This is a genomic window from Faecalibacterium sp. Marseille-Q4164, assembly GCF_017377545.1.
In the GTDB taxonomy this organism is placed as follows: domain Bacteria; phylum Bacillota; class Clostridia; order Oscillospirales; family Ruminococcaceae; genus Faecalibacterium; species Faecalibacterium duncaniae.
The window spans coordinates 22,535-32,802 of the sequence record NZ_JAFREJ010000022.1 but is presented as its reverse complement, the minus strand read 5'-3'; the positions used below and the strand labels follow the sequence as shown (position 1 = coordinate 32,802).

11 protein-coding genes are annotated in these 10,268 nt (G+C 52.0%); all 11 read right to left on the bottom strand.

Annotation, left to right across the window (positions count from 1 at the left end; genetic code table 11):
- Positions 1-129: 129 nt before the first annotated feature.
- Positions 130-1,626 carry a MobQ family relaxase gene (gene mobQ / locus J3352_RS13005; RefSeq protein WP_156066925.1) on the bottom strand — a complete coding sequence of 499 codons (1,497 nt, stop codon included), beginning with the start codon at positions 1,624-1,626 and terminating at the stop codon, positions 130-132.
- Entirely contained in the window at positions 1,583-1,951 is a 369-nt protein-coding gene (locus J3352_RS13000; protein WP_009259852.1) for a DUF3847 domain-containing protein, read from the bottom strand. The genes mobQ and J3352_RS13000 overlap by 44 nt, the downstream gene beginning before the upstream one ends.
- A gap of 117 nt (positions 1,952-2,068) precedes the next feature.
- Positions 2,069-2,236: a hypothetical protein gene (locus J3352_RS12995; RefSeq protein WP_009259853.1), complete on the bottom strand. Its 168-nt coding sequence runs from the start codon at positions 2,234-2,236 to the stop codon at positions 2,069-2,071.
- 295 nt (positions 2,237-2,531) lie between these two features.
- The gene (locus tag J3352_RS12990; protein WP_025544150.1) at positions 2,532-2,939 is read right to left on the bottom strand and encodes a hypothetical protein; all 408 of its coding nucleotides are present in this window, start codon (positions 2,937-2,939) and stop codon (positions 2,532-2,534) included.
- A gap of 141 nt (positions 2,940-3,080) precedes the next feature.
- Entirely contained in the window at positions 3,081-3,425 is a 345-nt protein-coding gene (locus J3352_RS12985; protein ID WP_025544149.1) for a TnpV protein, read from the bottom strand.
- Complete coding sequence (locus tag J3352_RS12980; protein WP_207700517.1) at positions 3,422-6,346, bottom strand: DUF4368 domain-containing protein; 2,925 nt, start codon at positions 6,344-6,346, stop codon at positions 3,422-3,424. The genes J3352_RS12985 and J3352_RS12980 overlap by 4 nt, the downstream gene beginning before the upstream one ends.
- Complete coding sequence (locus tag J3352_RS12975; protein WP_156066609.1) at positions 6,343-6,813, bottom strand: PcfB family protein; 471 nt, start codon at positions 6,811-6,813, stop codon at positions 6,343-6,345. Before J3352_RS12975 ends, J3352_RS12980 begins: the two co-directional genes overlap by 4 nt.
- Before the next feature lie 91 nt (positions 6,814-6,904).
- Entirely contained in the window at positions 6,905-7,954 is a 1,050-nt protein-coding gene (locus J3352_RS12970; RefSeq protein WP_156066607.1) for a hypothetical protein, read from the bottom strand.
- A gap of 14 nt (positions 7,955-7,968) precedes the next feature.
- The gene (locus J3352_RS12965; protein WP_118717894.1) at positions 7,969-8,682 is read right to left on the bottom strand and encodes an antirestriction protein ArdA; all 714 of its coding nucleotides are present in this window, start codon (positions 8,680-8,682) and stop codon (positions 7,969-7,971) included.
- Between the two features lie 4 nt (positions 8,683-8,686).
- Positions 8,687-9,772, bottom strand: a complete 1,086-nt coding sequence (locus J3352_RS12960) for a DNA cytosine methyltransferase (RefSeq protein ID WP_156066605.1) — start codon at positions 9,770-9,772, stop codon at positions 8,687-8,689.
- Positions 9,759-10,115: a hypothetical protein gene (locus J3352_RS12955; protein ID WP_178105371.1), complete on the bottom strand. Its 357-nt coding sequence runs from the start codon at positions 10,113-10,115 to the stop codon at positions 9,759-9,761. Before J3352_RS12955 ends, J3352_RS12960 begins: the two co-directional genes overlap by 14 nt.
- Between the last annotated feature and the right edge of the window lie 153 nt (positions 10,116-10,268).

Here is a 10,268-nt window from a genome sequence, read left to right as displayed (position 1 = left end):
GGACGGTCAGGCTGTCATGTTCTTTCCAGCGGTATTCCCGTCCGCTTTTGATAAGTGTCTCTCCCTGTGTGCGGAGAAAATCTTCCAGACTGACGGCGTTTGCCCGGTCAATCTGTGCTTGGGTATAATTCATCGGGATAGTTCCTCCTTTTTGTGTCGTGTTTGGGGTCGATTTTGGAGCTTTTGTTCCTCTGTGCGCTCGTTAAATCGGGCGGCAGTATCTACGCATGACTTGACCTTCCAAAGACGGTGTAAATCGTCTCTGACAGCCTTAAACTCGCCATAGGTGGTTTCGTGCGCCTGTTCCAGCTCGTCATACTCGTCGGTCAGCTTTTTCATATCCACCTTGCCGTCCGGGAACTCCCCGGTCAGCTTTCGTCTGGCGGCGTAGAACATTTTCAGTTCGTCGGCGTGTTCAGCCTTGTACTTGGCTCTGGGCTTCTCAAACTTGATTTTCTGCAAGCCGTCATAGACAGGCTTCAAGCTCTGGAAAGCAGCGGAGCTGTCATAGAGCTGCTTAATTGCTTTCATTCGAGCGGTCTGTTCGTCCAGCGTTTTCTTCAAGCTCTCTGTGGCAGCACTGTGTTCGCTGACACGGCTTTCCAAATCTTCAAGGGAGTAAATGCCGTTTGCCCGGAGATAATTGAAAGTCTCGTTCATCTCCTTTAGATTGCTGACCTTGCCTTTCTGCGAATACGCCCCGGCTCTGCGCTGGGTGTAATAGGCGTTCAGCAGAGAAACAAGGTCGGGTGCCTGTGGCTTGGCAAGCTCGGCTTTCATATCCGCAATCCAGCCCATAAGCGAAGTGATTTTCTTCTTGATGTCCCGGATCACGGCGTTGGTGGCTTTGATCCAGCGGTTGAACTCGCCTTTCTCGGTGCGGATACCTTTCTTCTCCATTGCCCGGACGGTTGCGCCTTCATGGATAGTGGGAAGTAAATCCACGCCTTGCCGTTCATAGCTGCGGTGGTCGATACGAACATCCAGACCTTTCTCCGCAAACTTGGCGTTGCACATCTCCGCCCATGCTTCACGCCAATGTTCCAGCGTTTCGGGACTGCCCCAGTCGGTAGTGGGAACGGCATTGAACACATACTTACCGTTTGCGTCTCGAATACGGTTGCCCTCCTCGTCCAGCACATATTCTCGCCGTTGTTTTATGCCCCATGTGCCGTCCTGCTCCATTGGTCGAATAGGGCAGAGAAAGTGAAAATGGGGATTGGGTGTGCCGCCGTCCTCACACTCCTTTTCGTGAAAGGACACATCAACGGTCATGCCCCGGCTGACAAACTCCCGAAACAAAAATTCCCTTGCCAGAGCGATGTTTTCTTCAAGAGAAAATTCATTCTGCAAGGAAATTTCAAAACTGTATGCAAGCTGGGCGTTCTTACCACGCTCGGCTTTTTCAACCGCGTTCCATAGGGTCTGACGGTCTGCGTATTCTTTCAGTGCATGGGGCGGCAGGAGAATGTCAGAGCAGATCACGCCGCCCTTGCGTGTGTAGTCGCTGTATTCGCCGTAATACTCGCTGTACAGCTTTTCGCCGGAACGATAGGCGGCAGAAGCAATCGCAGACTGACCTTTACTGCGTTTCGTTTGGGTTACTGTGAAGTGGAATAGTGCCATTGGCTTTCAGCTCCTTTCCTCTGTTTGCTTGGTTGATGTGTGTAATCTCCATGTGCCGGACGGCTCTCTGTACCTCCGGCAGACCGAAGATGTGTTCCATCAGCTCGGTCATTTCGGTGCGTGTGAGATTTTTGACCTCCGGGGCAAGGCTCTCAATCGTGCCGCCCAGATTGCAAAGGCGGTGGGTACGTTTCTGCCTTTCGCCTTTCTCCAGATATTTCTTTCTGTTCTCCAAACGCTCCAGTTTGTGCTGTTCCTGTGCAAGCCGCTTTTCCACTTGCTCTTTTTCAGCTCGAAGCTGTTCAAGGCTTTTCTGTTTTGCCATTTTGGTTGACCTCCTTTTTTGAAAATGGGTATAAAAAAAGACCGCCAACTTTTCGCACATTGCGACCAGTCAACGGTCTATTTTTCGGTATTCGGTTGTTGTATTCAGTTAGATAATTTATTTGCTATCCTTACCGAAAAAACCAATCGTAGCCATAACAAAACCCACGATAATTAAAAGAAACGACACCCACAGTGTTCCTACATATATCACCTTTAATCCTGCAAGTATCATTATAGCAATACCCAATAGCATTAAACTGTTTCCAAACATAATCTTTTTCATACGCTCACGCTCCTTTGTTAAATTATCGTTTACTAATTTCAAACTTGCTGGCGGCGAACGGTTTGTCAAAACCGTTTGCGGACGGCAAGTCCACAGGGGATAGCCGCATTAGCGGCGCAAGGGGGTGTAGCCACCTTGACGGAACGAAGTGACGCAACATTCTCGGTCGTGCAGTTTTCTTCTGCTGACCGGGAATGAAGCTCCGCAGGACGCACATACTCCCGATAGGAGAGTATAGAAGTGCGCCCTTTCGTTCCTAAAGGGATTTTATCAGTTCGCCAAACAAGAATTTTTGTTATTCTACGATACCTTCAATATAGCTGTAATCAATATTTCCCTTTGTAACAGAATAGAAAAACGGATCTTTTCTAATTGTATCATCTGAGTTGATAATAAAATTATTCCAATCGCCTGCCTCGTTGCCATCAGACAAATAAATAGTAACTTTGAAACTATATCCCATATATCCCAAAGATGGCTTTGACCGCTTTACTTCGACGCCATTCAAATTTTCGACAATATGCTGAATCTGCTCTTTGTCGGTAATATGTTTTGCGTTTCCGCTATTGCCATTGAAAACAACTATTTCCATGACCTCATTAGGGTCTAAGTCCATCAAGTCGAGTGGAATATTAAACCATACAACAATGCCAATCAAAAGAATTATCACAACAGACAGCAATATGATGATTTTCTTTTTCATATCAGCTCAACTCCTTTGTCAACTACCGATTTATCGCTCAATTTTATATTCAAATTATACCATAAAACTTGTGAACAATTCTACCGCAACTTTGGAATATATGAGAAAAGCCCGAACAGTTTTCTGCCCGGACTTTCTCGCTCAATCATAAATCAATTCCGCTTTCACAATCTCCTCTGCCTGTGCCTTGCAAGCGTTCATCTGCCGCACCCATTCCATTTGGTTTTCGGCTTTTAGTTGCTCGGTCATGTCGTTTTGCTCTGCCAGTGACCGCACGATCAGCTCCATGCGGTTTCGTGCCGCTTCGTCAATCTCGGCGCAATGCTCAAAGAGCTTGTCGGATAGCACCAGCTCATTGAACAGTATCGGACGGTGCATTTCAAGATACGCCTTGCGAAGTCTGCCGTAGTGTCCGAGGGGCTTGGTCTTGCGGATAACGATGTTCGGGATAAGATAATCGCCGTTCTGTGTGTAAGTGATATTCATGCTGTTTGTACTCCTTTCATCGGCTCTCTCTGCGGTAAACTGCTGACCGGGACGAACACGCCCTTTGCAATATCCTCCGCACGAATGGCGGCTTTCTTGGCTTCGATTTCTGCCTTTTTCCGCTTCTTGATTTTGTCCTCGTATCGCTTCTGCGCTCCGCTGGCTTTCCGCTTCAAGTAGTTCTGATGAAGCCTGTCCTTGCGTTCCTCACGTTTGCGGATTTCCTCTAATTCTTCCGGGGTCAGCTCCACTTCTCCAAACGCCGGGGGAACAAATCGCCCAACAAAATTGAAGTAAATCTCGACCTCCTGTGTGGTCTGTATACTGCCTTTGCGGTCACGCTCATGCACAAGGATTTTCTCGATAAACTCGTTGAGCATGGCAATGGTCAGCTTGTCGAAGTTCTCATATTTGTCGATCAGAGCGATAAAACGGTCAGCGTCCTTTTCGTGCTTCTCATAGCTCTTGACAGCCTTTTCCAGAACAGAGATTTCAGCGGTAAGCTCGGACTGTTCCTTTTCGTATTGAGCGTCCAGAGTGGCGTATCTGCTGTCGGACAGCTTGCCTAAAATGTTGTCCTCATAGATTTTGCAGAGCAGGACTTCCAGCTCGGAAACTCTCTGCTTTGCTGTGGCAAGGCGTGTCCGCTGCTTCCTGACCTCTGCCGTCTGCTGGCTGGACTGCGCTTCCTGCACCACACGGACAAACTCGGCTCGGTCATGCTTGGCATACTCGGCAATAGCTTTGAGCATTTCGGAAACAAGGGACAGTACCACATCTTCATTGATACGGTGCTGTGTCGTGCAGAGCTTTCCAACTGGGACTTTGCTGTATTGGGAACAGGTATATTGAGAAATACGCTTGCCGTTGTTGGTACGGTGGACATACATCTTGCCGCCGCAATCGGCACAATAAAGCAAGCCTGTGAGGGGAGCTGCTTCGCCCCAGCCGTCCGGGTAGCGTCTGACATTCCCACGGATTTTCTGCACAAGGTCAAAGGTCTGCTGGTCAATGATAGCTTCATGGGTATTTTCGAAAATCGTCCATTCGTCCTCCGGGACATAATGGCTTTTCTTGTCCTTGAAGTGCTTTCGAGTCTTGAAGTTGATGGTGTGTCCCAGATATTCACGCTTTTCAAGAATGTTGCAGATGGTGGAAGAACCCCAGCCGTACACATCTTTGAAAGTCTTGTTTTTATTCACACCCTCGCCGTGTTGGGCAAGGTAAGCAGACGGAATAAGCACCTTTTCCGATTTCAGTTTGCTGGCGATCTGATACGGACCGTAGCCGTCAATCGTCATGGCAAAGATGCGCTTGACCACATCAGCGGCTTCGGGGTCAACCAACCATTGGTCTCTGGCTTCGTTCCAGAGATAGCCGTAAATGACTGTGCCTGTGAGGTGCTTGCCGGACTTGCCTTTGGATTGAAAAGTGGAACGGATTTTACGGCTGGTGTCTCTGGCGTAGTATTCGTTCATAATGTTGCGGAAAGGGGTAAAATCATCGTCCCCTCTGGCACTGTCCACGCCGTCATTGATGGCGATAAGTCGCACGCCACGCTGACGCAGGATTTCCATAATCTGACCGACTTTCAGATAGTCACGCCCCATGCGACTCATGTCCTTGATACACAGGTACTCCACATTCCCGGCTTCAACCTCTTTCATCATTGCCAAAAATCCGGGACGGTCAAAGCAAGTGCCGCTAATGCCATCGTCCGTGAAATGGACAATGTTTGTAAAGCCCTGCCGTGCGGCGAACTCCTCCAACATAGCCTTTTGATTGGATATGGAATTGCTCTCACGCTGTTGGTCATCATCTTTGCCAAAGTCATCACGGCTCAGTCGTTCGTACAGAGCTGTAATTTTCTCATTTTTTCTCATAACTTGCGCTCCTTTCTTCGGTTTTAGGTTGTGTGTTCTAAGAGACTTCCCAACCGCTTGATTAAGAAGTCTTTTAGAGCATACAACACCGCTGGCGAGCTTGTATTTCTTATACTGCCTCACGGCGAAGTGCTGGGGGCTGCGGCGTTCCAGCCCGTCAAACATATAGTCCACCGCGTTTTTGAAGGTTTCGTCATCCTCCCGGACTTCCATGCTGTTTATCATTTCCACCAGCGTATTCATGTTGCGTTCTTCCTCCGGCCCCTCAAAGACGATGTAGGACACAAGGGCGCAGTACAAGAGGGTTTCTGCTTTTGTCCAGAACTCGTCGCCCTCCTTGCCGTCGCCTTTGGTGTTGGCAATCAGGGCGGTAACAAATTTCAAAACATCGCTTTCTGTCTTGATATAGGCCAGCGGATTGTAGTGCATGGATTTTGAAAAGTCGATACTGTTGAACACCCGCACCCTGTATTTCTCCCGTTGCAGAAACCGCCCGCACTGGTCGAGGGTGCCGCCCTTCGGGTCTACCACCACATACGAGGAATGGGCTTGAAGGAGCTGCGGGGTCAGCCAGAACCTTGTCTTACCCGAACCGGACGAGCCGATGACACAGGCGTTTAGGTTCCGGGCATTGGCGGGTATTTTCGGACGGGTGTTCATGGTCAGGAACTCCGTCCCGGTCAGAATGACATTGTTCTGAAATTTAGGGTCTACAAACGGCTTTATATCCTCCTTTGTTCCAAAGCGGGCGGTGCCGTACTCCGCATCCCGCCGGAATTTTTTCGCCTGCCTGATCTTTGACTGTATCAGCAGATACACCCCAGCCGCACCGGCAAGGCCCACCAGCAGGTCAATACCGCCCAGCCCCGGCCAGTAGGTTTCAAAGGCTTTGGGGAAGGTATCGAGCATCCCCATGAGCTTTGTCCCGAAGTCTGTGCCGGGGGCGATCCGGTAGGCCGTCCCGATTTTGGAGAAGAACCAGAACACAAAGAGGTACGGCAGGTTTGGGAGCACATATTTTCTAATCTTGTCACTCAACGTCCGTCCTTCACCGCCTCTCTGGTCCGCTGCTTTTCCTTTGCCTGCGTCCTGATCTGCTCCGTGAATTTCCGAAGCTGGCCGAGGATGGAAGCCTTGTCCTGCTCTTTGTTCAGCACCTTTGCGCTGTACTTCTGGAGGGCCGCCGTGATAGCGTCCGCCTGATTGGCTTTGAAAAACAGTAGGTAATGACCGGGGCTCACTTTATGGAAAGCGTAGTCCACATGGAACTCCTTTGCGATCCGGTCAAAATCCTTTGGGGCTCCCACATAGGGCATGGCGCTTTTGCCGCCATAGTGGTTCATCAGCTTTTTTACACTCTGGCGTCCCTGCGGGGTCAGCGCCTTCCGGTGGTGCTTTTGCAGCGCCCGCGCTACCTTCCCAAGAGCGGCAACCAGCACTTTTCCCGTGAGCTTCGTTGTCCTGATCGAAAGGGCAACCGTTTTTTGGTTTACTTCTTCCTGCATAAAACCTCCTTTCCGTCGGGGTTCCCGCTATCCGGGAGGCCCCCGTACAATCTCGGGGAACAGAAAACCTCGGGCCAATGTGGCCCGAGGCTTACCGCTCGGCATCTCTGCCGGACGGAGCTTTCTTTTCCGGCTCCGTCTGGACTTTTTCGCCCTGTTCCCGCATGGTCTGCAAGATAGAGGGCTTCTTTTGAAGCTGGGAGGGCTTTTCGCCGGACAGCGGCTTGATACATTCCAGACGGTCAGCCGCCCGGATGGCGTTGTCCGTGAGCTGCCTCTGCCATGCGCCTACACTGGGAGCCCAGCGGAAACCGCTGCTTTTCAACTCGGCCCGGGTGTCCGCGTCAGGCTTTCCATCAAAGAATACCTGCAAGCGGTTGTCCTCCCGGTTCATCTCCACACGGCCCCCGTCGAACTCCCAGCCGGAAAACTCCCGCTGCGCCTGTTTGGAGAGCTGTTCGATACGCGTCTTTACCCGGCGGATCTCCGCATTGTTGTTGGTAAGCTGGTAGCTTTCAAAGGGCCTCGGGTCGCTCCGCCAGTTTGCCGCCATGCTTGCTTTCAGCTTTTCGATCTGGTCCGGCGACAGCAGTGCACAGCCATCCAGCTTGCCATGCTTGCGGTAATAGGCGTTGACCTCCTTCATAATGAGCTGGGAGCGTTCCAGCCCGTCCAGCTTCTTCTGGAGTTTTTCAATCGCTGCCGGGTCATCGGCGCTGATCCCGCCCATGCCGGTACTGCGTATCTTATCCAGCAGCCCTTGAATATACCGCCATTCCTCCATGTTGCTGTCCCGGAACCGGTTCTGTTTTTCCTTCTTTCCCACCGGGAAATTGGCAGGTCCGGCGATCATCACAGAGGGAACCCTTGCGTCAATGGCAAAGCCCTGGTTCATGTTTTCGGCCAGCTTGCGGGCGTAGGTGTCTAACAGATGGTCGATCTTCTCATGGTACATGGGGTCCACCCGGGATTTCTGCTTTTCCGCTATGGCGGCGGCCTTGTCCACCATTGCCCGGTATTCCGCCGTTGCGCTCCCTTCCTTGTAGTCGGAAAAGCTGTTCATTTCTTTTGCCCGGCGGGCGGCTCCTTCATTGATAGGGTAATAGTTGATGGTATGCACCTCCTTTATGCTTCGGGCCATGCTGGCCCGAAGTCTTACCGTTCTTCATGGGAAGGCCCCGCCTTGTCCTTTTTCGGAGCGGGTGGGGCTTCTTGAAACCGTTTGAGTGTAGCGAGAATGGAGTGGACAGGCTCGGCCTTTTCAGGATAGGCAAATATCCGGTGTTCCGGCGGAATGTCCTGCGGCCCGTGGTAATACTCCTTGAAGCCCTCCGGGACTGCCGACACATACCCACCGGGAGCGAATACGCCGCCCTCGTTGATACGCACATCCCGCCCGTATGCCTCATAATCGAAGTAGTTCTGAATGTGCTCCGGTATGTCGATAGTCCCAAGCTCGTCGGCGTAAAGACGGCCCAGCCCTTCATCATCGGAAATATCCGGGTAAAAGCGGTAAAGGTCAAGGTTCTGCGTCAGGTTTATCAAATCCTTCACGCTCCTTGTGTGGTTTCCTAAGACAAGAGCGGCTTCAAAGGTTTCCAGTCCGCCCTTATCCCGTACTTCCAGCAGAGCGTGGCCCAGCTCGTTCAGCTCGTCGATGTTCTCACATTCGTAGAGATGATCGTAGAGCCCCAGCACATCGCTGTCAAAGCTGGTAAAGAACACTTCGCTGTACCGTTTCCCATCTATCCCGATTTTGGCAAGGGCGGCCTGCAACTCCTGTGTCGTCGTGGGAAAATGTACCGTTGTCCCTACCTCGATCCCCATTAAGGGGTACAGGGCTGTATTGGTTATATAGGCTTCAAACATGGGCTTATTCCTCCTTTCCGGCCCGGTCAGCCAGCACCTCATAGATCCCGGCCATAATGTAATCGGCACAAGGGAGGGCAATCGCATTTCCCAGCGCCTTGTAGCGTTGCAGAGGCCGGATCTCCACGCCGTCCGCCCCGTACTTTGTCCAGCCCTCCGGCAGCCCCATCAGCCGTTCGCTTTCCGTTTCCGTCAGAAAACGGATACAGCCGCCCTCCGGGTCGCCCTCATACCAGAAGGCAAAGGGCGTTACATCACTGGCTAAAAGAGTGGGAAAAGGGTCAGTTGGTAATCCGAAGCTGTTTCGGAAGGCCGTTTCTTCCTGCCTTTTTGCCGCTCCCCGCATACGGAAGCACTGAAAGGGGTGTATGACTGGTATCTGCCGCCCTGTTTCAAAAGAAGCTGTTCGATCTCCTTCGGCGGCGGCCCGCCCGCCCTCTCCGCAAGGCGGAGGAAGTGGGAGCATTGGACGGGGCTTAAATAGTATGTCTGCGGCACATCTGCCTCCAAAATCCGCCACGACGAAAATCCGCTGCCTTCGTGCCAGCCTTCGGGAGCCTGCCCAATACTGGGCGTCCATGAGCCGCCAGCACACATCAGGCGTTCCCCCTCGCACCATTCCGGCGTTTCCCCATCTTCCCGAAGGAGGCATTGGAACTTCGGTGTCCGAGAAGGCGGATAGGACGGCTCTAAAGTCCATCCGGTCATTTGTAGAAAACGCTCCCATGACGTTTTCCCAAACAGCGATAGCTGGATATAGGTTATCAGTAGCATCCCTCATTTCCTGTATGATACGAAACGCCTGATAGAACAGGCTTGATTTTGCCCCGGCAAGGCCGGAGCGGTTGCCGATCAGAGAAAGGTTCTGACAGGGAGAGCCGAAGGTTATCACATGGACCGGCGGGATTTTCCCGCCGTCCACCTTCGTAATATCTCCCAAATGCGCCATATCGGGAAAGTGCCTTTTGGTTATGGAGATGGGCGCTTTTTCAATCTCGCTGGCCCATACCGGACGGATACCGCACCGGGAAGCAGCCAGAGGGAACACGCCGATCCCGTCAAAAAGGCTCCCCAGCTTAATGTCCGGCATAGCCCGGAGTGCCGTGTCCCTTCACGGCAAGCACCCCTTCCAGCGTTGTCGCCGCAATGCCCAGCCGCCCGGCAACCGCAATATCGTTTTTTACATCCTCGTCCACAACGCTGCCGCAGACGATCAGGGTATGGGAGCGCCGCAGCATATCCCGGCGCATATCAATCCCGGCCTTGTGTTCCTCGGGAACGCTGTCATTCAAAAACAGCGGCAGATACAAGAGTGGGCAGATCGGGGAAAAGCCCGCCTCATAAGCAAGGCGGCAGTAGTGGGCCGCCAGCTCCATATCAACATCCGGCTCGCCGCTCCATGCGGCGGTCAGGTACGCTAAAGGTCGTTTCATTGGTTGAGCCTCCATTTCTGTTTTGGTTTAGGGAAAAGCAAGGTATCGCCCAACCCCTCCGCCCCTTCCCCCGGGAAGGGGAACGGCTCTGGAGAATTTATATCCCCGTCGCTTGACCGGGAAAAAGCATAACCGGGATAAATCCGTCAAGGG

Bases quoted from the DNA above. Each gene is read 5' to 3' on its own strand.
- mobQ (WP_156066925.1), bottom strand. From the start codon at position 1,626: ATGGCACTATTCCACTTCACAGTAACCCAAACGAAACGCAGTAAAGGT.
- J3352_RS13000 (WP_009259852.1), bottom strand. From the start codon at position 1,951: ATGGCAAAACAGAAAAGCCTTGAACAGCTTCGAGCTGAAAAAGAGCAA.
- J3352_RS12995 (WP_009259853.1), bottom strand. From the start codon at position 2,236: ATGAAAAAGATTATGTTTGGAAACAGTTTAATGCTATTGGGTATTGCT.
- J3352_RS12990 (WP_025544150.1), bottom strand. From the start codon at position 2,939: ATGAAAAAGAAAATCATCATATTGCTGTCTGTTGTGATAATTCTTTTG.
- J3352_RS12985 (WP_025544149.1), bottom strand. From the start codon at position 3,425: ATGAATATCACTTACACACAGAACGGCGATTATCTTATCCCGAACATC.
- J3352_RS12975 (WP_156066609.1), bottom strand. From the start codon at position 6,813: ATGCAGGAAGAAGTAAACCAAAAAACGGTTGCCCTTTCGATCAGGACA.
- J3352_RS12970 (WP_156066607.1), bottom strand. From the start codon at position 7,954: ATGGCCCGAAGCATAAAGGAGGTGCATACCATCAACTATTACCCTATC.
- J3352_RS12965 (WP_118717894.1), bottom strand. From the start codon at position 8,682: ATGTTTGAAGCCTATATAACCAATACAGCCCTGTACCCCTTAATGGGG.
- J3352_RS12960 (WP_156066605.1), bottom strand. From the start codon at position 9,772: ATGCCGGACATTAAGCTGGGGAGCCTTTTTGACGGGATCGGCGTGTTC.
- J3352_RS12955 (WP_178105371.1), bottom strand. From the start codon at position 10,115: ATGAAACGACCTTTAGCGTACCTGACCGCCGCATGGAGCGGCGAGCCG.